Annotated in this window: 29 protein-coding genes and 2 pseudogenes; 11 read left to right on the top strand and 20 right to left on the bottom strand. The window is 64.1% G+C overall.

The genetic code is table 11. From position 1 onward, the window contains the following. Positions 1–46: 46 nt before the first annotated feature. A pseudogene (locus RTU05_RS09750) lies at positions 47–334 on the top strand (ATP-binding protein); the annotation flags it as partial. A gap of 39 nt (positions 335–373) precedes the next feature. Here the strand turns inward: RTU05_RS09750 and RTU05_RS09745 are convergent. The 6 genes from RTU05_RS09745 to RTU05_RS09720 all read right to left on the bottom strand — a co-directional run bounded on the left by RTU05_RS09745 (position 374) and on the right by RTU05_RS09720 (position 4,125). After that, positions 374–586 carry a hypothetical protein gene (locus RTU05_RS09745; RefSeq protein WP_312597808.1) on the bottom strand — a complete coding sequence of 71 codons (213 nt, stop codon included), beginning with the start codon at positions 584–586 and terminating at the stop codon, positions 374–376. A 283-nt stretch (positions 587–869) separates the two neighbouring features. Then, on the bottom strand, positions 870–1,376 hold the full coding sequence (locus tag RTU05_RS09740) for a hypothetical protein (RefSeq protein ID WP_312597806.1): 507 nt from the start codon (positions 1,374–1,376) through the stop codon (positions 870–872). Beyond that, on the bottom strand, positions 1,373–1,606 hold the full coding sequence (locus tag RTU05_RS09735; RefSeq protein ID WP_312597804.1) for a hypothetical protein: 234 nt from the start codon (positions 1,604–1,606) through the stop codon (positions 1,373–1,375). Before RTU05_RS09735 ends, RTU05_RS09740 begins: the two co-directional genes overlap by 4 nt. Before the next feature lie 132 nt (positions 1,607–1,738). Beyond that, positions 1,739–1,972, bottom strand: a complete 234-nt coding sequence (locus tag RTU05_RS09730; protein WP_312597803.1) for a hypothetical protein — start codon at positions 1,970–1,972, stop codon at positions 1,739–1,741. Between the two features lie 577 nt (positions 1,973–2,549). Continuing rightward, a complete protein-coding gene (locus tag RTU05_RS09725) occupies positions 2,550–2,810 on the bottom strand; it encodes a hypothetical protein (RefSeq protein ID WP_312597801.1) in 261 nt (86 codons plus the stop codon). A 241-nt stretch (positions 2,811–3,051) separates the two neighbouring features. After that, positions 3,052–4,125 (bottom strand): IS1595 family transposase, encoded by a 1,074-nt coding sequence (locus RTU05_RS09720; protein ID WP_312597799.1) that lies wholly within the window; start codon positions 4,123–4,125, stop codon positions 3,052–3,054. Between the two features lie 110 nt (positions 4,126–4,235). Here RTU05_RS09720 and RTU05_RS09715 point away from each other — a divergent pair, with 110 nt between their 5' ends. Together RTU05_RS09715 and RTU05_RS09710 are read left to right on the top strand one after the other, a co-directional pair. Further along, a complete protein-coding gene (locus tag RTU05_RS09715) occupies positions 4,236–4,493 on the top strand; it encodes a DUF6471 domain-containing protein (protein WP_312597797.1) in 258 nt (85 codons plus the stop codon). Positions 4,494–4,596: 103 nt separating this feature from the next. Beyond that, the gene (locus RTU05_RS09710; protein ID WP_312597795.1) at positions 4,597–5,121 is read left to right on the top strand and encodes a hypothetical protein; all 525 of its coding nucleotides are present in this window, start codon (positions 4,597–4,599) and stop codon (positions 5,119–5,121) included. A gap of 522 nt (positions 5,122–5,643) precedes the next feature. Here the strand turns inward: RTU05_RS09710 and RTU05_RS09705 are convergent. Next, on the bottom strand, positions 5,644–5,868 hold the full coding sequence (locus RTU05_RS09705) for a helix-turn-helix transcriptional regulator (RefSeq protein ID WP_312597793.1): 225 nt from the start codon (positions 5,866–5,868) through the stop codon (positions 5,644–5,646). A 44-nt stretch (positions 5,869–5,912) separates the two neighbouring features. Here RTU05_RS09705 and RTU05_RS09700 point away from each other — a divergent pair, with 44 nt between their 5' ends. Continuing rightward, the gene (locus RTU05_RS09700; protein WP_312597791.1) at positions 5,913–6,056 is read left to right on the top strand and encodes a hypothetical protein; all 144 of its coding nucleotides are present in this window, start codon (positions 5,913–5,915) and stop codon (positions 6,054–6,056) included. Continuing rightward, complete coding sequence (locus RTU05_RS09695; RefSeq protein WP_312597789.1) at positions 6,056–6,886, top strand: hypothetical protein; 831 nt, start codon at positions 6,056–6,058, stop codon at positions 6,884–6,886. Before RTU05_RS09700 ends, RTU05_RS09695 begins: the two co-directional genes overlap by 1 nt. Before the next feature lie 93 nt (positions 6,887–6,979). Here RTU05_RS09695 and RTU05_RS09690 read toward each other — a convergent pair whose 3' ends face one another. The 6 genes from RTU05_RS09690 to RTU05_RS09665 all read right to left on the bottom strand — a co-directional run bounded on the left by RTU05_RS09690 (position 6,980) and on the right by RTU05_RS09665 (position 11,161). Further along, positions 6,980–9,268, bottom strand: coding sequence for an AAA family ATPase (locus RTU05_RS09690; protein ID WP_312597787.1), 2,289 nt, complete (start codon positions 9,266–9,268; stop codon positions 6,980–6,982). Positions 9,269–9,285: 17 nt separating this feature from the next. Further along, the gene (locus RTU05_RS09685) at positions 9,286–9,828 is read right to left on the bottom strand and encodes an excalibur calcium-binding domain-containing protein (protein WP_312597785.1); all 543 of its coding nucleotides are present in this window, start codon (positions 9,826–9,828) and stop codon (positions 9,286–9,288) included. Positions 9,829–9,852: 24 nt separating this feature from the next. Continuing rightward, positions 9,853–10,089, bottom strand: coding sequence for a DUF3892 domain-containing protein (locus RTU05_RS09680; RefSeq protein WP_312597783.1), 237 nt, complete (start codon positions 10,087–10,089; stop codon positions 9,853–9,855). A 197-nt stretch (positions 10,090–10,286) separates the two neighbouring features. Beyond that, on the bottom strand, positions 10,287–10,490 hold the full coding sequence (locus tag RTU05_RS09675) for a hypothetical protein (protein ID WP_312597781.1): 204 nt from the start codon (positions 10,488–10,490) through the stop codon (positions 10,287–10,289). Positions 10,491–10,550: 60 nt separating this feature from the next. Then, positions 10,551–10,727, bottom strand: coding sequence for a hypothetical protein (locus RTU05_RS09670; RefSeq protein WP_312597779.1), 177 nt, complete (start codon positions 10,725–10,727; stop codon positions 10,551–10,553). Next, positions 10,724–11,161 (bottom strand): hypothetical protein, encoded by a 438-nt coding sequence (locus RTU05_RS09665; protein ID WP_312597777.1) that lies wholly within the window; start codon positions 11,159–11,161, stop codon positions 10,724–10,726. The genes RTU05_RS09670 and RTU05_RS09665 overlap by 4 nt, the downstream gene beginning before the upstream one ends. A 67-nt stretch (positions 11,162–11,228) precedes the next feature. On the opposite strand from RTU05_RS09665, the pseudogene RTU05_RS09660 reads away from it, so the two are divergent. From RTU05_RS09660 to RTU05_RS09650, 3 genes and pseudogenes are all read left to right on the top strand, one after another. Next, positions 11,229–11,933 (top strand): annotated as a pseudogene (locus RTU05_RS09660) (ATP-binding protein); the annotation flags it as partial. Between the two features lie 49 nt (positions 11,934–11,982). Further along, on the top strand, positions 11,983–13,521 hold the full coding sequence (locus RTU05_RS09655; protein WP_312597775.1) for a response regulator: 1,539 nt from the start codon (positions 11,983–11,985) through the stop codon (positions 13,519–13,521). Between the two features lie 34 nt (positions 13,522–13,555). After that, positions 13,556–15,331 (top strand): AmpG family muropeptide MFS transporter, encoded by a 1,776-nt coding sequence (locus tag RTU05_RS09650; RefSeq protein WP_312597774.1) that lies wholly within the window; start codon positions 13,556–13,558, stop codon positions 15,329–15,331. A 4-nt stretch (positions 15,332–15,335) separates the two neighbouring features. On the opposite strand, the gene RTU05_RS09645 is transcribed toward RTU05_RS09650, so the two are convergent. Then, a complete protein-coding gene (locus tag RTU05_RS09645; RefSeq protein WP_248119919.1) occupies positions 15,336–15,728 on the bottom strand; it encodes a YidB family protein in 393 nt (130 codons plus the stop codon). Between the two features lie 108 nt (positions 15,729–15,836). Further along, a complete protein-coding gene (locus RTU05_RS09640) occupies positions 15,837–15,974 on the bottom strand; it encodes an entericidin A/B family lipoprotein (RefSeq protein ID WP_248119917.1) in 138 nt (45 codons plus the stop codon). 205 nt (positions 15,975–16,179) lie between these two features. On the opposite strand from RTU05_RS09640, the gene RTU05_RS09635 reads away from it, so the two are divergent. From RTU05_RS09635 to rplS, 3 genes are all read left to right on the top strand, one after another. Beyond that, complete coding sequence (locus RTU05_RS09635; protein ID WP_312597769.1) at positions 16,180–18,015, top strand: DUF885 domain-containing protein; 1,836 nt, start codon at positions 16,180–16,182, stop codon at positions 18,013–18,015. 218 nt (positions 18,016–18,233) lie between these two features. Continuing rightward, on the top strand, positions 18,234–18,959 hold the full coding sequence (gene trmD / locus RTU05_RS09630; RefSeq protein ID WP_045811825.1) for a tRNA (guanosine(37)-N1)-methyltransferase TrmD: 726 nt from the start codon (positions 18,234–18,236) through the stop codon (positions 18,957–18,959). A gap of 1 nt (position 18,960) precedes the next feature. Further along, the gene (gene rplS, locus RTU05_RS09625; protein WP_312597765.1) at positions 18,961–19,386 is read left to right on the top strand and encodes a 50S ribosomal protein L19; all 426 of its coding nucleotides are present in this window, start codon (positions 18,961–18,963) and stop codon (positions 19,384–19,386) included. A 75-nt stretch (positions 19,387–19,461) separates the two neighbouring features. Here rplS and RTU05_RS09620 read toward each other — a convergent pair whose 3' ends face one another. The 5 genes from RTU05_RS09620 to RTU05_RS09600 all read right to left on the bottom strand — a co-directional run. Continuing rightward, positions 19,462–19,947, bottom strand: a complete 486-nt coding sequence (locus tag RTU05_RS09620) for a PA2169 family four-helix-bundle protein (protein ID WP_312597763.1) — start codon at positions 19,945–19,947, stop codon at positions 19,462–19,464. A 72-nt stretch (positions 19,948–20,019) separates the two neighbouring features. After that, complete coding sequence (locus RTU05_RS09615; protein ID WP_312597761.1) at positions 20,020–20,817, bottom strand: tryptophan 2,3-dioxygenase; 798 nt, start codon at positions 20,815–20,817, stop codon at positions 20,020–20,022. Between the two features lie 46 nt (positions 20,818–20,863). After that, positions 20,864–21,394, bottom strand: a complete 531-nt coding sequence (locus tag RTU05_RS09610) for a CHAP domain-containing protein (RefSeq protein ID WP_312597759.1) — start codon at positions 21,392–21,394, stop codon at positions 20,864–20,866. Positions 21,395–21,429: 35 nt separating this feature from the next. After that, the gene (locus RTU05_RS09605) at positions 21,430–22,572 is read right to left on the bottom strand and encodes an acyltransferase (protein ID WP_312597758.1); all 1,143 of its coding nucleotides are present in this window, start codon (positions 22,570–22,572) and stop codon (positions 21,430–21,432) included. Between the two features lie 65 nt (positions 22,573–22,637). Then, positions 22,638–23,981: carotenoid oxygenase family protein (locus RTU05_RS09600; RefSeq protein WP_312597757.1), on the bottom strand; the 1,344-nt coding region annotated here is incomplete at its 5' end.

The following is a 23,981-nucleotide window of genomic DNA, read 5'->3' as shown; positions in this document are numbered from 1 at the left end:
GTCAGGAGAGCGTGGTGCACGCCTGAACCGGACGTAGCCATTCGACTACGGCTTGTTGTTCGTCGGCCCGCCGGGATCGGGCAAGTCGATGATGGCGCAGCGCCTGCCCGGCCTCTTGCCGCCGCTGACCTCGCAGGAGCTGCTGGAGACCTCCATGGTCTGGTCGGTCGCGGGGCTGATCGAGCGCGGCGCCCTGACCCGCGACCGGCCGTTCCGCAGTCCGCACCACTCCGCCTCCATGGCCGCCCTGACCGGCGGGGGCCTGCGCGCCAAACCGGGCGAGACGTCCCTGGCGCACAACGGCGTGCTGTTCCTCGATGAACTGCCTGAATATTCCGCTGTTATGGCGCAAACACACCTAGCGGCTTGAGGGTCAACCTCCCTCCAACTCGGAAACCGCGACTTCCGTGTCAAAGACTTGCGACAACTCTTTCTCCAGTTCCGCAATAGACGTGAAATGGCGGCCTTGATCGACCTTCTCGGTGACGTCATTCCCGTCGTCGTCCGTCAAGCTGATAACCTGGAACGTTCCGCCGGCACCAGCGCGGTCTCCCGTCTCGTAATCAAGTTCAACTTCAATGTGCATTCTACTTCTCCAGATTGATGAGGCGTTCGCCGCCATTTGAACGGATTTCATGACAGTCGTCGCACAGTCGGACAGACACCACAGCGTCTATTGGAAATGTTCCAGGAGCGAGTTGGAAATCGTTCGTGGGGTCATCCCCACACACTGAACAAACGTCAGGACTGCCCGCCGCCTCTACAATCATACGCGCCTGTTTCGCCTGCATGGGGTTCTGTCGGCTCAGCGCCGCAAACCATTCAGGCGTGTGAGGAATGTGCTGTTTGATAATCGCCTCCCGTCGGCTTCAATCTTCCTGGGGCCGTAGCCAAGCATCGGTCGAACCGAATTTTTCGGCCACTGAGTAAATGCTTTCGTGATCTGAGCGACGTAATTTCCCAGTGTAAGAGTAGTTCTTCTTACGAGCCTGCGCCTGTAGTGCGCCATAATGTGCAGGCAGTAATTTCTCGTAGGCAACCTTGATCTTAGGGAGCCATGTGGCGTCGCGCATCGAGACATCTACGCGTCCTGAGATGATCGTATCAGCCATGCGCGCAATCTGGGTGAAGTAGCTGTCGCCCGTCGACGACAGCGCTAGGAACTGATCCATCGTCGGGTCATCCGCACTGCCATAAGCTGCCAACGCCGCGACATAAGCTTTGTACGCAACGTCGTGCGTCTCGGTCGCTTTCACCGAGTTTTCGTAGTTCTTTTGGTCGATGTCGGCTCTCTCTTTTTTAGACATAGAGAACCGCCCCAGGATTACGCCTCCTAAAGCCGAAACCAGCGGAACCCAGATCGGCACATCGGTCACTTGTCTCGAACCTGCCGGAGTAGGAAGTCTATAGTGTCACCCTCCGACGCGTAGAAATTCGTTTCGAAATCAACGAACAACTCCTTGGCTGCCATGCGGCCAGCCTGACCTTTTGAGTAACCCTGGGCCACCAACCGATCGACAATATCGGCCCAGCGCCTCTGCTGATCGCGCGAAGGGTTCGTTCCCAACCCATACTTAATTCTGAGCCTGTCGCCAGCGTCAGCCATTCGATCCTCCCACGTATATGATCAGGCTTGATCGATTCGCGTTCTGTGGTCGAGTCGAATCCTCAGGTTGATAGAAAATCTTTCTGGACTTGTATCCACCTTGTTCGTTCTCGGTGCTGGCCTCTCACAACCTTATTTATCTCGAACCTGTCGGAGCAGCATTTCGATCGTGTCGCCCTCAGATTTGTAGAGATGCGAGCCGACGCCTGAGAAAACCTCCTTTGCAGCAGCCTCGCCCGCTAGGGGATAGGGATACCGTAGCGCCAAATACCGATCGACAGCGTCCGCCCAACGACGCTGCTGTTCCACTGACGGACTGCCGCTTAAGCCGTACTTGATCTTTAGTTGGTTGCCGATGTCAGCCATTTCGCTCTCCTAAATTGACCAGCCAAAGGCTGAGCGATTCGGAAGGTATGGTCGAGGGTCTCGATCATGCCAGATCGCAGTTGACTGAGCGCCTAATGTTGGCTCTCGCATTAACGCCAACCGGACACGCCTCGTTACCATTTTCCCCCCAAGGCTAAGCTTACCTTTAGAGGGGATAGCGTTGTTGGAAAGATTTGACGCATCGGCGGTGCGATTCACGATGCTGACGTTGGGCGTCGCAGCATCAGCGACAGCCTGCGGCATGATGGGCTCTGCTATTATCGAGTCGCCGTACCCTCAAGTCGCTGCCTGTATGGCGGCGGGCGGCATCAAAGCTTTTGCGACGGCTCTAATCTATGGCGGCATGGGCCTCCTGGCGCTTTGGGCTCTTTCCGAGACACGCGGGCTCTCCTGGGAGTGGCATGGATGGCGCGAACGAGGGCGTCCGTTATTGAGCCTGCGCTTATTCCGCGATCTGCTGAATATCACGGTGTTTGTGGCGATAATCGCTTGCTTCACTCAGATAGGCGACGCTGCGTTCGGGAGCGCCCATGCGGCTTCTAAGGTGGCCGCCGGTTCATGTCCGCTCCCAGCCGACAAAGCGAAGGCGTGAGGCATGTCTTCCAAACATGAAATCCGCGTCGCTCTCGAACGTGACTACCGCCTCGCCTGGGGCGAATACGAACGGGCCGATCAGCCTGCCGAGCGGACCGTCGGCCTGAAGTCCCACGATGAAGCCTGTAGCCGCATCCAGGCCCGCAAGCAGGTCTTGAAGAAGAAGATGGACTTGCTGACTTACCTGCTTTGTCTTCAGGTCGATCCAGAGTGGACGCCTCATCACCTGACGCCGCTGCATCCCCGTAAGACGCGCCGGAAGGGCTCAATCGCCAAGGCCGCCTATCAGGCCCTTCGGCGGTCCTCCGAGCCGATGACGACGCGGGAAATTTCCAAGACCATAGGCGGCGGATTGCAGATCGACACCACAGATCAGCGCGCCGTGAACCAACTGGACAACGCCGTCAGGACGTCGATGAAGGAGCGCGTCGGCGACGGCGCCGTCCTTGAGATCGAAGGCAGGCCTACACGCTGGCAGATGCTGAGTAGGTCGAAATGGGCGCCGACGGCTTCCCCTTACGCTTCAGCGTCAGCGCCTTTAGTGCGCGTCGCCGGCTTATCTCGCGCAGGCGCTCGGGTCTTGCCTGCCAATAGCCCACAAGTTCGGTGTCAGGGGTAAGGTCGAGCGCGTTCGTCAGCACCATGCGGAACTGCTGGCCGTTATCGAGCCGACGGAAGTCGTCGCGCCAGGACAGTTCGTCGGCAAAGCGCTGAGCGTGGGCGCCGTTGATGTGCAGATAGACGCCGCGCTCAGATCGCCGGATGCGCGAGTGCTGGGCCTCGACGAGATTGGTGTGCACGCCATCGACCATCAGACCGACACTGTGGTTGACGGTCGAGTGATCCGCGAAGTGCAGAAAATAGCGTGAATAGGCAGGTGACTCATCCGTCACAACGTGGGCCGCTGCGCTGACTGCCTTCTTGATGTACGGATCGGCCGCCTTTTCGCTGGTGACGACCCAGGCTCGAGATCGGCCGCCAGGGCGCCGCTCACGCGCGGTCACGATAGAGCGGCGCTTCGTGTTGAACTGCTTGCGCCCATCCGCTTTGCGGTTTTCGACTAGGTTTTCCTGTCGGATGGAGCCGCCGATATAGACGCCGTCAATATCGACCTCTCCGGTCAGAACCGCCTCGGCCTGCATCGCCGCCATGACCCGCGACAGCTTTTTACAGATCACGAAAGCCGTCTTGTACGAACAGCGCAGATCGCGGCTCATCCGTAGCGCCGCGTTCCCGTTCACACCGTTCACGAACAGGAGCACCGCAAGCATGATGTCTGCGTATGACATCTTCCGGCTGCGGAAGACTGTGCCGGACGTTACGGAAAACTGCTTCTCGCAGTCCTGACACTTGAAGAGGCGACGTGAGCGGTACTCGTAGACGGCATCGATGCCACAGTGAGGGCAGTAGGGTGCACCGTCGTTCTCAGCGAACCGGATGGACTTGAACATCGCATACGCCTCCTCCTCGCCCAGGCGGGCGATGTCGCAGAGGGCAATTGTCCGCGCCTTCGCTGAGAGGAGAAAATGCTGGCTCAAACCGTCCTTTCCGCTTCATATGCATCACATGTGATGCGTTTGAACGGAACGAGCGCATGAAGTCAAGTGTAAACACATCGTTTTTGATGCGTTCAATCCCGGAGTGATGCATGGCAGGCCCCACCGCTGGTAACGATACGACCCTGAAGGCCAAGCGTATTCTCAAGGCTGAGATGCAGAGGCGGGGGTTCACCTACAAAGAACTGGCTGATGCGCTGCGCCAGCGAGGGGCGGGACCCGCTGCCAACGAGGCCAACATTCGGAATCAGATCAACCGAGGCGGATTTGGCGCCGGCTTCTTCATCGAGTGCTGTTTGGCTATGGGCAGTTACGTGGTGCGGTTAGGCGAGCCCGGACAAGATGAATAGCTGCGAGATGCTCGTTGTCGCGATAGACGTCGGCGGCCCCGAGAAAATTGGCTGGGCCGCATCCAATGGCCGGTCAGGGGATGGGCGAGACCTCGACACGATCATGAAGGACGTCGCCGATGCCCTCAACGAGGAAACCCCGGTTGCGATCGGGTTCGAGGCGCCGATTTGGACACCGCGACGCGAAGACCTGAAGCGGATAACCAGCCGCCGCCTTGGTGCCGAGATCACGTTTAATCGGGCTTGGTCCGCCGGCGCCGGTTGCGGTGCGATGGGAGCAGCGCTCGGACTAATGCCTTGGTGCTTCACACAGATCGCGTTGGGCACGAACAAGCGATTGGCGACAACCAGTCGGACTGCGTTTCAGGAGCGCGGCGGCCTGTTTGTTTGGGAGGCGTTCGTCTCAGGTGCGGCGAAAGCCGCCACGCACATGGACGACGCTTCGATGGCGCTGGCTGCATTTCAGGCGCGGGGATTGACGGAACCTAGCGATGTGCCAGATGAGCCGGCGATCAACTTGGCAGCGGCTGCGCTGATGGCGACTGGTTGGGTGATCGACCCCTGGGAGATCAGCGGCGCGGGGCATGTTGTCGCTGTGACAGCCGATAAGGTGGTAACTCAGAGTTAGGAAATCAGCGTATACTAGCAGTTGTTAATAGGACCCGCATGACCAATCGCAATCACGAATGTCTTTCGCTAGTAGACACATTTTACCCCGATCATGATGCGGTAATCACAGCGCAAAACTCGGAAGTGGAAAGCTTCGGGACGAGCGATAGCGATCTACGGTGCGGAGAAGATGGAGAACTCCTCCTCAGAAACTACACCGTAAAGCAGGCGCAAGATCATTTCAGGTTGGAGAACACGCGCGTGGTCATTAAGTGCCCCTCGTGCGGCCGCTACAATCTCTTGGCGGCGGCTGTCGAGAAAATGTCTGACGGTAGCGTCGTCACTTACCCCCGTGGGGAGTGACGACTTGAAAATAGTAGCGTCGACAGCCGCTCGTGCATCTGCGCGCATAATGGCAATACTCATGGATATAATCGTATAGCGCGAGAAATACGTCTCGCGGCGGTCGGCAGTGCCGGTCAAACAGACTTCGGCCCCGCCAAATATCTAAGCCAGAATTCTCTCACAATTCGGTGAATTGTCAAGATTTTGTGGTGGCGCTCTCATCGTAGAGCGCTCCAGGATGGACGCCGAGAACGTTAGCGATCCTAGCCACCATCGACACTGTCGGATTACCTTCACCGCGTTCGATCCGACCGATGTGCCGCATCGCCAAGCCAGCTTCCCCGGCAAGCGCCTCCTGGCTTAAGCCGCGCTCCCTCCGAAGGCGCTTGATGTTCGCGCCGATGATCTTCTCCCATTCCATCGGCGCGATGGTGTTAGCGGAGCGGTAACCCCTCTAGGACATAGATGTCCTATCTGAAAGGGGGATGCAGAATGGGTTGCCTGATGGGCGTCATATTCGGAGTGGTCGGCTTCTTCGTTGCCGGTCCTATCGGGGCGATCATCGGGCTTCTCATCGGCATCTTCGGCACCGTTCGGGGAAAACGCTGATGAAATCGAAACTGCTAGCAACATTGATGGCGAGTGCGGTCCTGACAAGCTGCGCCTCTGTGGAACCCGAATACCGAATGATCCCGACCGGCGATCACAATGTCGGTGTCCGGTTCTCGCGCGGCAACGCCGCGATGGTGTCGAATGGCCCGGCCGGTGCGGTGATGCTGCTGCCGGTCAGGTACAACGCGACGTCAAAGATGTTCTTCGCCCTGGCCGCGTTCAACACATCTGGTCAGCCGATCAATTTCGGCACCGAGGACGTCCGAATATTTTTGGAGGACGGCACGCCACTCTATGTCCAAGACTTCGATCACCTGCGCCACCAGGAGCGCGTTAAAGCCCAGCGCGACCTCAACGCGGCCTGGATCGACGCTGGTGTGGAGGGATACTTGGCCTACCTCGACACGAAAGGTCTGCCTGACCGAACCCGCCGTCAGATCGCCTTCCGCACCGCTTCCGGCTCTTATGCGGTGGACACCCCCACGATCGACAGTCGGCTGCGCCAAGCCATGTCAGCCTGGGGCCGAACCGTCCTTCAGACCACGACCATCGACTCCGGCGCGACATTCGGCGGCTACATCTTTGCGGACCAACTGCTGATCCCGGAAGGGACGCGGCGCCAAATCGTCGTCGAGGTCAACTTCGCCGGCGCGCCCCACCGCTTCACACTGAACCTTGTCCCGTCTGGAACGGACTACCCCGTCCCGACGGGCATCCCTGCTGTGCCCGGCCAGACGATCCAGGCGATGCAGCGGACGCCAGAGACTTGGCACTGGACTGACGGGCCGCCCCCATCAAAAGTCGATGGGATTCCTGTGATCGAGTAGGGCAAGCCCTGTCGGTTCACACCTGGACATTGAATCCGAATGTGCACTTCAAGCACGCGGCACCGGGGAAGCCATCAAACGACGCGCACCTTCCTATCGGCGCGTAAAGAGCAGCGTCCGTCGAGCAAAACTAGCCAGTTCCTGGTCGTTGATCGCTGCCGTCTGCCATGCCGGGTTGGTGTCGTGATGGAAGCGGTTGCCGTAGTTCTTCAACCTATCCAATTCGTCGAGGTCGGCTCCCGCCATGATCTCGTTCGCTTGACCGACCCGCTGACGGCAGACGTTAATGAAGGGGCCAAGAAGGGTGCCGGGAGGAAACTCGCCAGGATACGCAACCCGCATGTAGGCCTCTAAAACTGGACGGAGGGCCTGAGCGACGGCGCGTTCATTGGCGACGTTCGCCGCCCGGATATAGGCCTCGATCAAGGCGTGGCGCCTGTCATGTTCCGTGATGCAGTCCTGACGGACGTCCCATGAGGCCAGAGTTGATCCAACTGCGTCGCGGTTGATGCGAATCGCTGATCGTGTTTGCGCGTCGGCACCTTCCCAGATTTGACAGAGGAAGGATTTGGAATGCGACAGGACAATCACCTGTCGGACACGAGGAAGAAGTCCACGGACTTCCTCGATCGTGGCTAAAGTCCGGTGCTCGTCCAGGCTCGTCATCGGGTCGTCGATAGTGACGATCGTGTCGGCGAGGTTGGTGTCTCGATCCAATGACGCGAAGAAGAATGCGAGGGCTAAAGTGTTGCGGTCGCCGGCGCTCAGCGCTGTCCGGAAGGATGGGCCGGCGTTTGCGGCCAACCCAACGGCGATATTGTTGATCACGACGTTGTAGGTGGCCGAGGAGCCGACCCGATTATTCACGGAGCCGACTCCTCCGAGCCTGAACCCGGCATTGAACCGTCCCAAGTAGTCGTTGATCGCTTGCCCATAGGCCGGAAACACAACCTCCCGATATTGATCCAAGGCGGCACGCGCAGCGTCGCGAGCCTGTTCTGTCGCTGCCTTCGCGGCCTTCTCGGCGACATACGCATCACAGGCTGCTTGGAGCGGCGGCGAGTGCCTGGCTTTCACGCCTCGTAGTGTCGCGAGGTCGGCGGTCAGGGCCGCCACGTTCGCTACGGCGACCTGTTCCTTCACTAGGGCAATCTGGTGGTTCCGAGCCGTAAGGGCCGCAGAGAGTGCCGCTATGACTCGGACGTCCTGTTCGTAAGCCCCGACCGCCGCGATGGCTTCAGGGGGCAGAGCCATATCTTCAAGAGGTGCTGCGGCCTTGGCGCGTAGGACCGTCAGCACGGCGTCGCGAGCCGCTATCCAATTCCGAAGGATCGCCGCCGTGTCAACATTGACCTCCGGCACGTCCGTGAAGCCGCGCCAGAATTCTTGGCCTTGAACGGCGACGCGAACATCCCGCTCGAAAGCCGCCTGAACTTCACCATCGTGGGCGTCCCTGACGCATATGCCAACTTCAGTGATGGCGGCTTTCAGTCCGTGATAAGCGTCGCTGAAATAAGCCTCGTAGTGGGCGATAAGCGGCGAGCCAGCGAGGTCCTGAGCACAGAATGGGCAAGAATTGTCACCCTCTCGATGGGCTTCACGCCTAAGCGCCATACCCTCGCCGGCCCAGGTCTCACCTCCCCGTCCGAGGCGGCGAAGATGATCGCGCACCTGCACAGCCGCTTCGGCCTGCAAATCGGGAAGCGTCCGGCTCAGCAGGTTACGAATGGCTTCGAGGTCAAAGCTTTGGAGGACGAGCGGTTGAAAATCTGCCCGCTGGCGGATCGCGTCAGCCGCCTGGGCAGCAGCAAGGCTTCTTTCCGCGTCTTCGATCCTCTGGTCGATGTCGGGATCGGCGGGCAAGGCGCAAAACGCATCGGTCGTCAGGCCGGCCCTTTGCGCCGCTGGAACAGCCGCTTCCTTCACCCGAAGTTCTCGGTTGTGCTGCTCGATGGCCGTCACATGCTGCTGGAGCGTGGTGTTGAGAGAGACGCCCTGCGCGCCGAGGATCAACTCATGCAGGTTCTGGCGGTGTGATGCGTCGATTTCGATGCCGGAGCAGACATTGGCAGCGACGAAAGCATCATCAAATACCGCGACACGCGGCAGGGGCTGACCCCATGCGCCCTTCTGGTAGACGAGAGCGGCACCAGACACTGTAAGGACGATGTGGGGACGTTGGGCGGTGCCTAGTCGGTGACGCTCTTCGATGATCGCCGGGTCGCCCGTCCCGAGCGAGCGGAAGATCGTTGCCAGAGTGGTCTTACCGCGCCCATTCTCTGCGTAGATCAGTGCGAGCGGTGATAGGGCGATCTGCGCCCCCGCGTTGACGGAGTCGAACTGGCCGACGTTCCTGAGAAGCTGAATTCGATCAACCGTCATGGTTTCTCCCAACGGTGCTATTCACAAGCGACCCCGTCGCCATCCCGGTCCAGCTTTCGAGCATATCCAGGCTCGCCCCGCGTTATGGGCGCCGCGCCCGCCGCGCGTGCGGCTGAACAATTGGCGTAGTAGGCGCTCCCCGAGCGTGCCGACGAAACGAACCGCTGCGGCTCAGGTGTGGGGCGATAGGATTGGCGACTAGCGCGCGGTCTGGGCTCATCATCCAGATAGGAGGACTTTACCCAGCAGTCCGACGTGGGCCTGCGCAGCAGCGACCATCCGTCCTGCTGTTCGATCTCTCTGACGACGGTGTTGCTTTCAAGCGCCTCCACCTTCGTGGACGATCCGCCAGGAGTAGCGCGGCAGTTCAGCGTGTCAGCTTGCACGTACAACCAGCGCGAAGGGCCTGAAGGCTCACCGGCGGTGGTCGAGCCGGCCGCCATCGCGGCATTGGTGTTCGTATTGTTCGGGCTATCCTTCCCGCATTGGCTGATCATCCCGACAAGCAGCAAACCAGCGACGATCCAGCCGCCACAGCCGGCGACGCTCTGCTTAGCCATGCGGGCCTGCCCCCGACGCAGCCACTATTTGCCGTCGCCCGCCATCGTATCCAGATTATCGCCGGTGCGGCCGTTTGGGTTCGTTCGGAGATGCGCTTTGCCAGCGGAGGGGTGCACGGCGTGTGCACCCGCGATCTCACCTCTGTCGGCCATCCTGACAGCCGTCTTGATGGGCGTGAAGTTGACGTTGTTTTGCAACTTCACATGCGAAATGTTGCCTTTGGCGTCAGCCTTGGCATCGACGATTTTACGTGGCGGCATCGTTCTTCTCCTTGCCGCCGACAGAGGCGACTACGCTCAGATTACGCCGATTCTTGGCGTGTGCGCCATGCAATCCAAGAGTGGCGGCACGATGGGATCAGAACCAACCCATCACAGTCAGCGCCGCGCCGAGCAGCAGGCACGCAGCCATGCCAAGGGTTAGCGCCCACTCTGTCCGGTCTCGGCCGCTCATCGTCCTACTGTGATGCCTTGAGAACGTAGGTCCGAACGGTCTTCAGCGCGTTCAACATCGTTTGGTCCATGTCGGGATGCGGGTCGCGTTCCTGACTGCTCACCACAAGGTCAATCAAGGCCGCCGCTTCTTGAGGCGACGTCGGTCTACGATCTACATCGATCCGATGCAGGCCAAAGGCCGTTGTGGTGAGATCGATTCGCGCCATGATGATCTTCGATTGCTGGAGAACAACTTTAGCGTATCTGTCGGCGCTGTCGTCAAGCCGTCATTGTGGTTTTGGGCGACGCCAGACGGCGGCCTTGATCAGCGCCCGCATCACGCTCGACGGGTCCGGCGCCGTCGCCACGACCCGGCCGCTACATAGGCCGATGAAGCCAGCGCCTTCGCGCGCTGGTGCGATCTGATAGAGATCACTTCCGCGCCAGAACTGGATCGGGGTCATCGGACCCACTCCCAGCCCTGATAGAGGCCCGCCTGCGGCACCACTCGAACAACACCGTCATGCTTCAACTTATTGAGGCACGCGCCGATCCGTTTGCGCATCAACACGATCGTCTCATCGTCGGCCTTGAGGCCTCGTTCCTCGATCTGAACCAGAACGAGGTCCAGCGATGTCATCGGCGTCGTGGCGTTCTTCAGGAGCCGCACGACCATCCGGACCACCTCCCCCTTCTTGGCGCGATGCTTGGTCGGGTAACGGACGATCCGGTTCTCGTTCGGCTTGGCGTTGAACAGCCGGATGGCGGCGTCGATGTGATCCAGGTCACAGATGACCTTGCGCTCTTCAGCGCGCAGGTACTTCAATTTGCCAGAGAGTTGCGCCCGCTTGTCCAGCAGGCCCAGCACGGTGTTGGGGCGTTCGATCTCGTTCTTCATGAAAAGAACGTATCAAGAACAACGGATTACGTCTCAGATGGCTAGGTGTGTTTGCGCCATAACAGCGGAATATTCCGCCCAGGCCCTGGATTCGCTGCGTCAGCCGCTGGAGACGGGCGAGATCGTGGTGGCCCGCGCCAACGCCCACATCCGCTATCCGGCGCGGTTCCAACTGGTGGCGGCGATGAACCCCTGCCGCTGCGGCCTAGGCGGGGCCGGGCGCGGCGCCTGCGGCAAGGCCCCGCGCTGCCAGCGCGATTATCAGAACCGGATTTCCGGCCCCATGTTCGACCGCATCGACCTGACGGTGGAGACGCCGCCCGTCACCGCCGCCGACATGGCCCTGCCGCCGCCCGCCGAAGGCACGACCGAGGCGCGCGCCCGCGTCGCCGCCGCCCGCGCCATGCAGGAGGATCGGGTTCGGGAAGCGGGTCTGGACCCAGCCCAGGCTCTGAACGCCCGCGCATCAGGCGACACACTGGATCGGTTCGCCACGCCGGACGAAGCCGGGCGGATGTTGCTGATGCGGGCAGGCGAGGCGGGCGGACTGACGGCGCGCGGGTGGACGCGAACCCTGCGTCTGGCGCGCACCATCGCCGATCTCGATGGGGCGACCGGGGTGCTGCGCCGCCATATCGCCGAAGCCCTGATCTATCGCCGCAACACCGTGGGCGCCGAGGCCGACTTCGACCGCCGCGTCGCCCATCGCGGCGACGCGCCGTTCGGCCTGCGCGAGGGCGGCGTCCAACAGGCGGCCTTCACCCACAATTGAACCAGAGGCGGGACGGATCCTTAACCCAAGACGCTTAACCTAGTCGGCCATGGAGACGGCGATGGCGCGACGCGGGACGACCGACAAGACCGACGAGGCGACGGCGCCGAACGCGCCGGCTCAGCAGTTCCTGCGGTTGATGAGCCATGAGATGCGAACGCCGCTGAACGGCGTGCTGGGCATGATCGGCCTGTTGGAACGCACGACCCTGGACGGCGCCCAGCGCGCCTATGCCGAGAACGCCCGCCAGTCGGCCGAACACCTGCTGGGCCTGGTCAACGACCTGCTGGACTACGCCCGGCTGGAGGCCGGGGCTCTGGAGTTCGATCCCGCCCCCGTCGATCTGGAGGGCCTGGTCCGGGGCGTCGCCGAACTGCTCAGCCCCCGCGCCCATGACAAGGGGTTGGAGATCGCCTGGTCCGTCGCCGCCGACGCGCCCGACATCCGCGCCGACGAGGGGCGGCTGCGCCAGGTGTTGTTCAACCTGGCGGGCAATGCGGTGAAATTCACAGAAACCGGCGGCGTGCGCCTCACGGTCGAACGGGTCGGCGGCGACGACGCCAGGCCGCGCCTGGCCTTTCTGGTGGACGACACAGGCCCCGGCGTGCCGCCGACCGCCCGCGCCCGCATCTTCGAGGAGTTCGGTCACGCCGACGCCTCCGACGCCGTGCGCCACGACGGCGCCGGGTTGGGGCTGGCGGTCGTGCGCAAACTGGCCCTGGCCATGGGCGGAATGGTCGCCGTCGAGGATCGCCCGGACGCCGCGACCGGCGGGGCCCGTTTCCGCTTCGAAGCCGCCTTCGACGCCGTGAACACGGCGCGGGCACACCATCTGCGGGGGCGCGCGGTCGCCGTCCGCTCGCCCGATCCCTTCGTACTTTCTGCGGCGCGCGCCCAGATCGAGGCGTCCGGCGGGGCGGTCCGCGACGACGCGTCGGTGATCCTGTTCGACCATGTTCCGGCGAAGCCGGGCGAGACCATGGCTCTGCCGCAAGGCGGCAGGGTCATCGTCATGCTGAAACCTGGCGAACGCGACCTTATCGCCGCCTATCGAACGGCCGGCGCGCTCGCCTATCTGATCAAGCCGCTGCGCCGAACCTCCTTGGTCGAGCAGGTGCTGGCCGCTGCCGGCGATGCGCCCAATGACACCGGCGCATCGAAGCCTGACGAGGACGACCGCGTCGCCCCGGCCCGATTCGCCGGGGTTCGCGTGCTGCTGGCCGAGGACAATCCGGTCGGCGCCCTCCTGGCCCGCACCCTGTTGCGCCGCGAAGGTTGCGTGGTCGAGACCGCCGCAACGGGCGAGGAGGCCGTGGCCGCCGTGCATCGCGCCCGCTACGACCTGGTGTTCATGGACATGCGGATGCCCGGCATGGACGGCCCCGCCGCCGCCCGCGCCATTCGCGCGACAGGGGACCGGACGCCCATCCTGGCCCTGACGGCCAACGCCTTCGCCGAGGACCGCCGCCTGTGTCTGGAAGCCGGCATGGACGACCATATCGTAAAGCCGCTGGACGCCGAGACCCTGCGCGCCGCCCTGGCCCGCTGGACGAAACGCGACATCCGCGCCAAGGTCGCCCGAGTTTAAGGCGTCCGCGTTCCGGCCGCTGCCGGAGCCGCCCATGACCGACCAGTCCCCCCGCGCCGTCAACGGCAAGCCCGCCGGGCGTTTCGGCGGCCTGGCCGTCTATGGCGAACGTCGCGTCTTCATCATGCTGTTGCTGGGCTTTTCGGCGGGTTTGCCCAACCTGCTGATCTTCGACACCCTTTCGGCCTGGCTGCGCGAGAGCGGGCAGACGCTGGAGGTGATCGGCTTCTTCGCCCTGGCCACCCTGTCCTATTCGCTGAAGTTCGTCTGGGCGCCGCTGATCGACCGGACGTCCGTGCCCGGATTGACGCGGCTTCTGGGCCACCGACGGGCCTGGATGCTGGTGACCCAGGCCGTCATCGTGTTCGGCCTGTGGTCCATCTCGACCCTGAACCCCGCCAACGCCCTGATCGCGGTGGCCGGCTTCGCCGCCCTGGTCGGCTTCTTCGGGGCGACGCAGGACATCGTCATCGACGCCTGGCGGATCGAGGCCGCCGACGACAGCCGACACGGCGCCATGGCCGCCGCCTATCAGATGGGCTATCGCGTCGCCATGATCGTGGCGGGCGCCGTGCCGCTGGTTCTGGCCGACCTCTATAACTGGAACCTGTCCTACGCAGTCATGGCCGCCCTGATGGGCTTCGGCATCGCCGGCGTCCTGTTCGCGCCGCGGGAAAAGGCCCATTCCATCCGCGCCATCCCGGTCGGCGACGTGCCGTCCCGCCCGGGATTCGAAGTGATCGAATGGATCGTGCGTTTGGCCGTCATCGGCGTGGCGGCGACGGTGCTGGGATCGGGCCTGACTGGCCAGTCGGCCCCGCTGAACGCTCTGTTCGGCCTGTTCGGCCTGTTCGGCCTGGGTGCGGACGGCAAGGCGGCCGTGGCGGCGGCCCTGTCGGCCAAGCCCGAGGGCGTCTATCTGCAGTTCGGCCTTGTGGTGTTGGGGCTGGCGGTCCTGGTCGTCGCCTGCTGGCCCGTTCCCGGCGTCAGAACGAGACCAGGCGCCTATCTGGCCGGGTCCTTCGGCGAGCCGCTCGTGGATTTCTACAGGCGGTTTTCCGGCGTCGCGACCCTGATCCTGGCGCTGATCTGCGTCTATCGCCTGTCCGATTTCGTCCTGAACATCATGCCGCCCTTCTATATCGACCTGGGCTTTTCCAAGACCGAACTGGCCGAGGTGCGCAAGGTCTTCGGCGTGGTCATGACGACCCTGGGCGTCTTCCTGGGCGGCTGGTCGGTCGCCAGGCTGGGGCTGATCCGCACCATGGTCATCGGCGCCTTCATGAGCCCGGTGTCCAACCTGATCTTCGCGTGGCTGGCCACCCAGGGACACAGTCTGCCGGCGCTGACGGTCGCCATCGGGGTCGACAATGTGTCCGGCGGCTATGCGGGCACGGCCTTGATCGCCTATATGTCCAGCCTGACGTCGATCGGCTTCACCGCGACGCAATATGCGCTGTTCACCTCGCTGTACGCCCTGCCCGGCAAGCTGATCGCCTCCCAGTCGGGACGGATCGTGGAGGCGTCGGCGCGCGCGGCCGAAGGCGACGGTCCCTTCGCCGCGCTCAGAAGCCTGTTCGCCGATATGCCCCAGGGGGTGCTGGCCACGGGCGCCGCGACAAGCGGCGTCAGTCCGGCCGCGCTCGGCGCCGGCTATATCGCCTTCTTCCTCTATTCCTTCGTCATCGGCCTGTTCGGAATCGTCCTGGCCTTCGTCGTGGCCGGCAAACAGACGGCGCTGGAGGCGCGGCGCAAGACAGAGGCCGAAGCCGAAGATAAGGTCGCGACGACCGAGGGCCAGCCGTCCTGAAGCCTCAGCGCTTCAGGAAGCCGCCGATCATGTCGCCCAGGCCGCCCGGCAGTTTGGCCAGAAGGTCGTCGGCGCCGTCGATCTGACCGCCGGGGGTCAGGCGGTCGATGGCCTCGGGCAACAGGCCCGCCAGGGTCTCGCCGGCCTGCTGGGGCGAGACGCCCATCTTGGCGGCGATGTCGGCGATGGGGCCGTGGCCGATGACGGCGGTGATCTGTTCGGCGGTGACGCCGGCGTTCGCACCCGAACCGACCCACGAGCCGATGACGTCGCCCAGGCCCGCCTGACCGAACTTCTCGGCCAGGCCGCCGACCCCGCCCTGGCTCTTCAGGAGGTCGCCGAGGCCGCCCGCGGCGTCCTGGCCCAATCCGTTCACCACATTGTCGAGAAAGCCCATCGTTCGGTCTCCTGTCTGATGGCGCACCCTAACATCGTCATGCGACGGATACGAGAAAGGCCCGTCGGGGATCCGACGGGCCTTTCCAGATCCAGCCTTCGCCGAAGCTTAGCGCTTGGCGTCGTTGGCGCCCTGGGTCACGGCCGAACCGGCGGCCGAGACGTCGCGACCGGCGCCGGCGATGGTGTTGCAGGCCGAAACGGCCAGGGCGGCGGCGACGATGGACAGGGTGATGATCTTGCGCATGATGGGGAACCCCTTGGTTGGTATGGTCAAGCTCCGTGCAAACGCCGATCCGGGCTTCGGGTTGCATTGCCCGAAACGAGACATGCGCCGCAGGGATTCGATGGCGCGCCCGCGCGGCGGAATGCCGCCATCCCTGAGGCGCCTGGCGCTTGTATCGATCGGCCCCTGGCCCGAAGGTGAGCCTCTGTTTGTCGAGGGGTTGTTCATGCGTCGTCTTCTGATCTCGTCCGCCGCCGTCATGGCGGTTCTGGCCGCAACGCCTGTCTTGGGCCAGACGCCCGCCACGGCGCCCGTAACCGCGGCCCAAAGCGAGGACGCGCGGCTGAACGCCTTCTTCGAACAGGCCTTCCAGGCGCGCATCGCACTGAGCCCGCAGCAGATGACGTCGCTGGGCATCAAGACCGACTACGACAAGCTGGACGATGTGTCGGACGCCGCCGCCGACCGGGCCCTGGCGCTGCAGGAAGCCCAACTGGCGCAGATGAAGGCCCAGTTCGATCCGCAGAAGCTGGGGCCGCAGGCGGCGCTGTCGTGGCGGATGTTCGAATACGGCGTCCAGCAGGCGCGGCTGTCGAACCAGTGGCGCGACTGGGGCTTTCAGTTCGCGGCCAACGGCAATCCGACCACCAGCCTGCCGGTCTTTCTGATCAACAACCACCGCGTCGCCAGCGTCGCGGACGCCGAAGCCTATGTCGCGCGCATCCGGGCCGCCGAAACCCAGATGGATCAGGTTGCCGAGGAACTGCGTCAGCGCGCGGCGGCGGGCGTCGTCTCGCCCCGGTTCGTCTTCGCCCCGTCCATCGCCAACACCCGCAACGTCATCACCGGCGCGCCGTTCGACGATGGCGCGGACAATCCGGTCTGGGCCGATTTCAACAAGAAGGTCGCGGCGCTGGAGACGGATCAGGCGACCAAGGACCGGCTGCTGTCGGAAGGCCGCGCCGCCCTGACCGGCCCCTACAAGGCGGGCTTCGAGACCGTGCTGGAGGCCCTGGCGGAGGTTCAGCCCCAGGCCGACAGCGACGCGGGCGTGTGGCGCCTGCCGCAGGGCGAAGACTATTACAACGCCCGGCTCAAGCTTTCGACCACCACCGACCTGACCGCCGACCAGATCCATCAGATCGGCCTGGCCGAGGTGGCCCGTGTCCAGGCCGAGATGGAGACGATCAAGACCCAGGTGGGCTTCACTGGCTCGCTGCAGGATTTCTTCGTCTTCCTGAAGACCGATCCGCGCTTCCAGTATCCGAACACGCCCGAAGGCAAGGAACAGTATCTGACCGACGCGCGCGGCTTCATCGCCCAGGTTATGGCGGCGGCGCCGCAATGGTTCTCGACCCTGCCCAAGGCGGCGCTGGAGGTGCGGGCGGTCGAGCCGTTCCGCGAGGCGACGGCATCGATCGCCTTCTACAACTCGCCCGCGCCGGACGGGTCGCGGCCGGGCATCTACTACGTCAACCTGTCGGACATGACTCAGGTGCTGAAGCCTCAGATCGAAGGCATCAGCTATCACGAAGGCGCGCCCGGCCACCATTTCCAGATCGCCTATGCCCAGGAGATCGAGGGGCTGCCGCGCTTCCGTCGTTTCGGCGGCTATGGCGCCTATGCGGAAGGGTGGGGCCTGTACGCCGAGCGGCTGGGCAAGGAGATGGGCTTCTATCAGGACCCCTATTCCGACTTCGGCCGCCTCTCGACCGAGCTGTGGCGCGCGGTGCGTCTGGTCACCGACACCGGCCTGCACGCCAAGCGCTGGAGCCGGGAACAGGCGATGGACTATTTCCGCCAGAACTCGCTGCTGTCTGAACGCGACATCGAAAAGGAGGTCGAGCGCTACATCACCAACCCTGGTCAGGCGACCAGCTACAAGATCGGCGAGCTGAAGATCGAGGAACTGCGCGACCGGGCCAGGACAATGTTGGGCGACCGTTTCGACATCAAGGACTTCCATGCGGTCGTGCTGGGCTGCGGCTCGGTTCCACTGGACGTGCTGGAGGATCAGGTCAACGCCTGGATCGCGGCGGGCGGCGGGGCGCCGATAGCGTAAATACGCCCTTCTCCCTCCCCGGAGCGGGGAGGGATGTCGCGAAGCGACAGGGTGGGGGCGGCCCGGCAGGGACGCCCTTGCTGATACCGGAGGGTATTTCCGAGACCATCGCCTCGCCGCCCCCACCCGGTTTCGCTGCGCTCAACCACCCTCCCCGGAGCGGGGAGGGAGAGCTCCGGAGTCGGATTTTTCCGACTTTCTGTGTATGAGCCGCCGCCATGCCCTTCACCGCCACCGTCCTGACCATGTTTCCCGAGGCCTTTCCCGGTCCGCTCGGCGTGTCGCTGATCGGCACGGCCTGGCGCGAGAAGGGCTTGTGGAGCCTGGAAACGGTTGACATTCGCGCCTTTTCCACAGATACGCGCGGCTTCCTGGACGACACCCCTGCGGGTGGCGGGCCGGGTGCTGTGCTGAAGGCGGACGTGGTGGCTCGGGCGGTGGACAGCCTGCCGGGACCGAAACGGCCGCTTTTGTACATGAGCGCCAGGGGCAGGCCCCTGACCCAGGCGCGCGTCAAGGAATGGGCCAAGGCCGACGGGATCGTCGTGCTGTGCGGCCGTTTCGAGGGGGTGGACCAGCGGGTGCTTGACGCACGCGGGTTCGAGGAGGTCTCGGTCGGAGACGCGGTTCTCGCCGGCGGCGAGGCGGCGGCGATGGTCGCGATCGAAGCGTGCGTAAGACTGATCCCCGGCGTGCTCGGTTCAGGCGACAGCCTGTCCTCCGAAAGCTTCGAGGATGGGCTTCTGGAACACCCGCAGTACACGCGACCGCGGACGTTCGAGGGGCTGGAGATACCCGAGGTGCTGCTGTCGGGCGATCACAAGAAGATCGCGGGATGGCGTGAGGCGCAGCGGGAGACAACGACGCGGGAGCGACGGCCGGACCTCTGGCAGGCGCATCTCGCCAATTCACAGCTAAAGGGCGCAAAGCCCGAGGAGAAATGACATGAATATCGTTCAGCAGCTGGACGCCGAAGAAAAAGCCCGCGTTCTGGGCGAGCGCAAGATCCCGGAATTCCAGCCCGGCGACACCCTGCGCGTCAACGTGAAGATCAAGGAAGGCGAGCGCGAGCGCGTTCAGGCCTTCGAAGGCGTCTGCATCGCCCGTGACGGCGGCGGCATCAGCGAAACCTTCACGGTCCGCAAGATTTCGTTCGGCGAAGGCGTCGAGCGTCGCTTCCCCATCCTGTCGCCGAACATCGAGTCGATCGAAGTGAAGCGCCGCGGCGTCGTGCGTCGCGCCAAGCTCTATTATCTGCGCGATCGTCGCGGCAAGTCGGCGCGTATCGCCGAGCGCCAGACGGTCCGTCCGGCCAAGGGCGCCGTGGTCCCGGAAACGGGCTCGGCCGACAAGGCCGGCGACGACGCATAAACCGGCGTCCGGCCGAAACGACGAAGGCCCCGGCGTCCGCCGGGGCCTTTTTCAATTCGATCCCGATGCCGGGCGCTATTGCGGGAACAGGGAATTGTCGGCGTCGCGCTGGCCCTGGAGACTATGTTTCAGCGCCTCCATCTGGTCGTGCTCGACCTTGACGGCGGCATAGGCCCGGCGAACCGTTTCGCGCGTGGTGGCGGAAATGCCCGTATCCTCCAGCGCCTTTTCGTATTTGCCGGCGATGAAGCCTTCGCCCGAGTTGATCGAGCCGACGACGGAATCGTCGTTGCGCAGCAGGGCGTGCTTCACGTCCAGAAAGGCCCGATGCGCCTTGGCCAGGATGGAGCCGTGCGGTTCGGGATCGCCGCCCAGGCCGCGCACGGCGGCCGACAGGTCTTCGACTACCTGCTGGCGCTCGCCGGCCCGGCGCTCGAACAGGGTGCGATAGTGGGGATCCTGGGTCTGTTCGGCGGCCTCGCGATAGCCGTCTGCACTGTCCAGGGTGGTGTCGATCAGGCCGTTCAGGACCTTGATGTCATGGGCGTTGGGATTGGTCATCTCGGTCTTCCTTCCGCTGTTGCGGTCGAACGGCGAAATGGCCGGGCGAGGCGAAGGTTTCGCCCTGCGACATCAAAGTTTGGTGCGAAGGGACCACAGCTCGGGGAAACAGCGCTTGGTCAGGGTCGAGGCCAGATAGGCCGCGCCCTCGGTGCCGCCCGTGCCGCGCCGGCGTCCGATGATCCGCTCGACCGTGACGACGTGCTTGTGCCGCCAGGTCAAAAGGGCGTCGTCCAGATCGACCAGCTTTTCGGCCAGCTGATACAGGGGCCAGTAGGTTTCGGTGTCGCGATAGACCTCGAGCCAGGCCGCCTCGACGGCTTCGGACGGCTCATAGGGCTGGGTCACATCGCGGTTCAAAACCTCGACCGGCACGGGCAGGCCGGCCTTGGCCATCTGGGCCAGGGCGTCGTCGTACAGGCTGGGGGACGCGATGGCCGCCTCCAGCGCGACCAGGGCCTCGGGCCGGTCGACGTGGAACTTCAGGAAGCTGGCGTCCTTGAGACCCAGCATGGCCTCCAGCCGGCGGAACTGATCGCTCTGGAAACCCGAGGAGGAGCCCAGCGACCCGCGAAAACGCAGATAGTCGGCCGGGGTCATGGTCGACAGGATGTCCCAGCTCTGGGTCATCACCGCCTGGATGCGCGACACCCGCGCCAGGCTCTTGTAGGCCGGCACCAGATCGCCGGCCCGCACCATGGACTGGGCCAGGGCCACCTCGTGCAGGATCTGCTTGAGCCACAGCTCCTTGGTCTGGTGGATGACGACGAACAGCATCTCGTCGTGCTGGTCCGACAGCGGATGCTGGGTCGAAAGCAGGTCGTCCAACGCCAGATAGCCGGCGTAGGTGATGTCGCTGGATTGGGTCATGACCGCCTATCGCCCGCGGTGGCGGGCGGCGCAAGCCGGAGGGTTCTTAATGCTGGCCCTGGGCCGAGACGTTGGCGGCCATCTGGCGGCCGGCGTCGAAGGCGTCGCGGGCGCCTTTGTAGATGAAGCCGTAGGTCGGATAGACCGTGGTGCCCAGGTCGTTGATCGGATTGTACCAGACCTTGACCTGCGACCAGTCGTTGGAGGGCGAGACGTCGACGACGGTGACGTTCTCCTCGACCTTGCCGCGGCTGCCGCCCCAGTTGGCGTGGGTCACGCGAACCACGCGGTCGGTCAGGATGTCGGAGACGACGGCCACGTGGCCCCGGCTCATGCGGCCCTCGGGGCGGAAGACCAGGACCGAGCCGGTCTCGGGCGCCTTGCCGGTGCGGAAGTTGGCGGCGGCCTGGCGCCACCAGGTCCAGGCGTCGCCGAAGATGTTGATGCCCGAGAACATGCGGGCGAAGGTCACGCACTGCCAGTACGGCTCATCGGCCTTTGCGGTGGAGGGGACGGCCCCCAGCGCGAAAAAACCGAGGGTCGCCGCAACCGCGGCGGCTTTGAGCCGTTTCGTCATGCCTAGGGTATCCCGACCCGTTCATGGGAAGCCCTTTAGGCCACGGGATCACGCCCCGTAGCAAGTTGTTTCGGCATATCGCCGTGCGGCCGCTTGTGGATTGCGCTGTGGGCTTTCTTTTCGGCCAATCCGCGCAAAGCCTTGCGCGCCGGGCGTTCGACCAGGTGATAGGACGCCGCCGCCGCGACCGGCAGCAGGGCCACGATGGCCAACCACACGAAAATTTGAAACTGCTTGTCGGGCGCGTCGAACAGCTTGGCCGCCAAGCCGACGGACAACAGCTTCCAAGGCACACAGACCATATAGACCGAATAGCTGATCTCACCCAGATAGACGGCCGGCTTGGACGCCAGCCATCCGGCCCGTTCGTTCGGCAGAGAGGCCAGAGACAGGATCAGGGCGCCGGACAGCAGGACGGTCACGCCGTCCCATAGACCCAGCGCCGCGCTGAGCACCATCAGGCCGAAGGATACGGCCGAGCACAGCCACGGCGCCTTCAGCGGGGCGCGGCGATAGACCAGATAGAGGGCGCAGCCGAGGGCGAAGCACGGCACGATCCGCAGCGCGCCCCACTGGATGGTCGCCTCGGTCAGGGAAAAGCCCGCGACCTGCTGGAACCCGAAATACAGGATGACCATGAAGGCGGCGGCGCCCAAGGCCGCCGCGACCGGCCGCGCCCGCATCCGCCAGAAGACGAAGGCGAACAGCGGGAAGCACAGATAGGCGAACCACTCCGCCGAGATGGACCAGGACGGATGGTTCCACCCCGCCACCGGCGCCAGGCCCCAGGCATGGACCATCAGCAGATTGGCCGGCAGGGCCGCCCAGTTCCGCACATTGGGATCAACGCCCATGCCCGCAGCCATGGCCACCGTCGCCAACAGACCCACCCCGATCAGGGTGAACAGGTGCAAAGGGTAGACCCGCGCCACCCGCGCCCACAGGAAGCCGCGATAGGAAAACCGCTTCTCGCCCGCCGCCTGCAGATAGACGTGGGACAGGATGAAGCCGGACAGGACGAAGAACAGCTCCACCCCCAGATAGCCCTTGCCGACCAGGTTCGACGGGCCCGCCCCGGCCAGGTTTTCCCAGAAGGTGTAGATGGCCACCCAGATGGCGGCGCCGAACCGCAGGGCGGTGATCGGTCGAAGATCGGCGGGCGTCTGAACGGGGGTCATGGCGTCACCTTGGCACATCAGGCTTTTCGAACCGTGAAGGCGCGCAAAGGTTGTGCCGCGCCTCCTCACCCGGCCCAGACGCCGTGGAAGCCGGCCGGCAGGACCGCGTCCGCCTGCCATGACGCCACCGGCCCGTCCTCGATTCGAGCGACGTCGAATACGTGCAGTTCGATGCGGCCATCTTTCAGATTGACCGATGGCCCCACCAGCCAGGCGTCACGTTCGGCGCTTGCCCCCGGCTTGGGCACGAAGACCGCCTCCTCGACAACCTGATGAAGGCCGAACTCGAAGGCGTGGGAGCGTCCGCTGTCCCAGTCATGGACAGCCAGGCCGGTCGGCAGGGGCCGGCCCCGCGTCTCGCCGGACGTATGGGCGGTAAGGCTGCGCCGCAAACCCGCGCGACGGGGATCGGCCTTGGGGAATTCGCCGACGACGGCGCTGTCGGTCATGTCGGCCCGACCGTCGGGATACAGGGTGATCAGCCCCAGTTTAGCCGGATCGCCAGGCACGACGCCGCGCCCCTCGACCAGCACCCTCGCCCCGTCCACGGCGAAACGCGGATCGCGGCTGGCGGCCACGTCGAAGCGGATCGTGCCGTCCCGCTCGGCCCAGGCGTCGCCCAGGTGGAAATGGAAGAAGCCCGGCAGATCGTAGATGCGGCGTCTGGACAGGTCGTCCTTGTCCAGCACCATCACCTGCGTCCCCATTTCGGGCCGCCACGCCAGCCCCGAGATCACCGGCATGGCGTGGGTTTCGAACAGCCAAGGCTGAAGCACCAGGATGATGTGGCGATCGGTGGCGGTGAAGTCGTGCATATAGCTGGCGCGCGGCAAGGCGATGACCTGGGCGTCGTTCAGGCTGCGGTCTGGGTTCAGCCGCCAGATCACGGCCCGGTCGCCTGCCAGCCCCACGTTCCAGATCGAACCGTCCCGGCCATAGCGCGGATGGGCCTGGAACGGCATGCCCTTCAGATCGTCGCGCAAGGTGACGAACCCTTGCGTCGATAGGTCCGAGGCGTCCATGGCCAGGGGCGAGCCCGCCTCCCACAACGCCCAGATGCGGTCGCCGGCGACCATGACGGCGGTGTTGGCCGCATTGGCGTCGTCGTTGGAGCCGATGCGGGCGCGCGCGTCTCCCTTGGTGCCGAAGCCGGGCGTGACCACGGCGTCCAGTTCGGTCTCGGTGCGACGCTTTGGCGTATCGGCGAACCGGGCCTCCAGCGTCGCCTGGCCGTCCTGGATGCGGAAGGCGCGCATCATGCCGTCGCCGTCGAACCAATGGGTGGCCGAACCGCCAGGCCGCCGGAACTTGGCGGGGCCATTGCGATAGAGGGCGCCCGCCAGGCCCGACGGCGCGCGGCCGTGGATCAGGCGCATCGTCTGGCGCGGCAGGTCGGCGGCGACATCGGC

The sequence above is a fragment of the Brevundimonas sp. genome, from assembly GCF_032017145.1.
Lineage (GTDB): Bacteria > Pseudomonadota > Alphaproteobacteria > Caulobacterales > Caulobacteraceae > Brevundimonas.
Note: the sequence above shows the minus strand (reverse complement) of the source record. Positions and strands in the feature narration are given on the sequence as shown.

Excerpts from the sequence above, each read along its gene's own strand:
- RTU05_RS09745 (WP_312597808.1), bottom strand. The coding sequence starts at position 586 with ATGCACATTGAAGTTGAACTTGATTACGAGACGGGAGACCGCGCTGGT.
- RTU05_RS09735 (WP_312597804.1), bottom strand. The coding sequence starts at position 1,606 with ATGGCTGACGCTGGCGACAGGCTCAGAATTAAGTATGGGTTGGGAACG.
- RTU05_RS09730 (WP_312597803.1), bottom strand. The coding sequence starts at position 1,972 with ATGGCTGACATCGGCAACCAACTAAAGATCAAGTACGGCTTAAGCGGC.
- RTU05_RS09725 (WP_312597801.1), bottom strand. The coding sequence starts at position 2,810 with ATGAGGCGTCCACTCTGGATCGACCTGAAGACAAAGCAGGTAAGTCAG.
- RTU05_RS09715 (WP_312597797.1), top strand. The coding sequence starts at position 4,236 with ATGGCAGGCCCCACCGCTGGTAACGATACGACCCTGAAGGCCAAGCGT.
- RTU05_RS09710 (WP_312597795.1), top strand. The coding sequence starts at position 4,597 with ATGAAGGACGTCGCCGATGCCCTCAACGAGGAAACCCCGGTTGCGATC.
- RTU05_RS09705 (WP_312597793.1), bottom strand. The coding sequence starts at position 5,868 with ATGGAATGGGAGAAGATCATCGGCGCGAACATCAAGCGCCTTCGGAGG.
- RTU05_RS09700 (WP_312597791.1), top strand. The coding sequence starts at position 5,913 with ATGTCCTATCTGAAAGGGGGATGCAGAATGGGTTGCCTGATGGGCGTC.
- RTU05_RS09695 (WP_312597789.1), top strand. The coding sequence starts at position 6,056 with ATGAAATCGAAACTGCTAGCAACATTGATGGCGAGTGCGGTCCTGACA.
- RTU05_RS09690 (WP_312597787.1), bottom strand. The coding sequence starts at position 9,268 with ATGACGGTTGATCGAATTCAGCTTCTCAGGAACGTCGGCCAGTTCGAC.
- RTU05_RS09685 (WP_312597785.1), bottom strand. The coding sequence starts at position 9,828 with ATGGCTAAGCAGAGCGTCGCCGGCTGTGGCGGCTGGATCGTCGCTGGT.
- RTU05_RS09680 (WP_312597783.1), bottom strand. The coding sequence starts at position 10,089 with ATGCCGCCACGTAAAATCGTCGATGCCAAGGCTGACGCCAAAGGCAAC.
- RTU05_RS09675 (WP_312597781.1), bottom strand. The coding sequence starts at position 10,490 with ATGGCGCGAATCGATCTCACCACAACGGCCTTTGGCCTGCATCGGATC.
- RTU05_RS09670 (WP_312597779.1), bottom strand. The coding sequence starts at position 10,727 with ATGACCCCGATCCAGTTCTGGCGCGGAAGTGATCTCTATCAGATCGCA.
- RTU05_RS09665 (WP_312597777.1), bottom strand. The coding sequence starts at position 11,161 with ATGAAGAACGAGATCGAACGCCCCAACACCGTGCTGGGCCTGCTGGAC.
- RTU05_RS09655 (WP_312597775.1), top strand. The coding sequence starts at position 11,983 with ATGGAGACGGCGATGGCGCGACGCGGGACGACCGACAAGACCGACGAG.
- RTU05_RS09650 (WP_312597774.1), top strand. The coding sequence starts at position 13,556 with ATGACCGACCAGTCCCCCCGCGCCGTCAACGGCAAGCCCGCCGGGCGT.
- RTU05_RS09645 (WP_248119919.1), bottom strand. The coding sequence starts at position 15,728 with ATGGGCTTTCTCGACAATGTGGTGAACGGATTGGGCCAGGACGCCGCG.
- RTU05_RS09640 (WP_248119917.1), bottom strand. The coding sequence starts at position 15,974 with ATGCGCAAGATCATCACCCTGTCCATCGTCGCCGCCGCCCTGGCCGTT.
- RTU05_RS09635 (WP_312597769.1), top strand. The coding sequence starts at position 16,180 with ATGCGTCGTCTTCTGATCTCGTCCGCCGCCGTCATGGCGGTTCTGGCC.
- trmD (WP_045811825.1), top strand. The coding sequence starts at position 18,234 with ATGCCCTTCACCGCCACCGTCCTGACCATGTTTCCCGAGGCCTTTCCC.
- rplS (WP_312597765.1), top strand. The coding sequence starts at position 18,961 with ATGAATATCGTTCAGCAGCTGGACGCCGAAGAAAAAGCCCGCGTTCTG.
- RTU05_RS09620 (WP_312597763.1), bottom strand. The coding sequence starts at position 19,947 with ATGACCAATCCCAACGCCCATGACATCAAGGTCCTGAACGGCCTGATC.
- RTU05_RS09615 (WP_312597761.1), bottom strand. The coding sequence starts at position 20,817 with ATGACCCAATCCAGCGACATCACCTACGCCGGCTATCTGGCGTTGGAC.
- RTU05_RS09610 (WP_312597759.1), bottom strand. The coding sequence starts at position 21,394 with ATGACGAAACGGCTCAAAGCCGCCGCGGTTGCGGCGACCCTCGGTTTT.
- RTU05_RS09605 (WP_312597758.1), bottom strand. The coding sequence starts at position 22,572 with ATGACCCCCGTTCAGACGCCCGCCGATCTTCGACCGATCACCGCCCTG.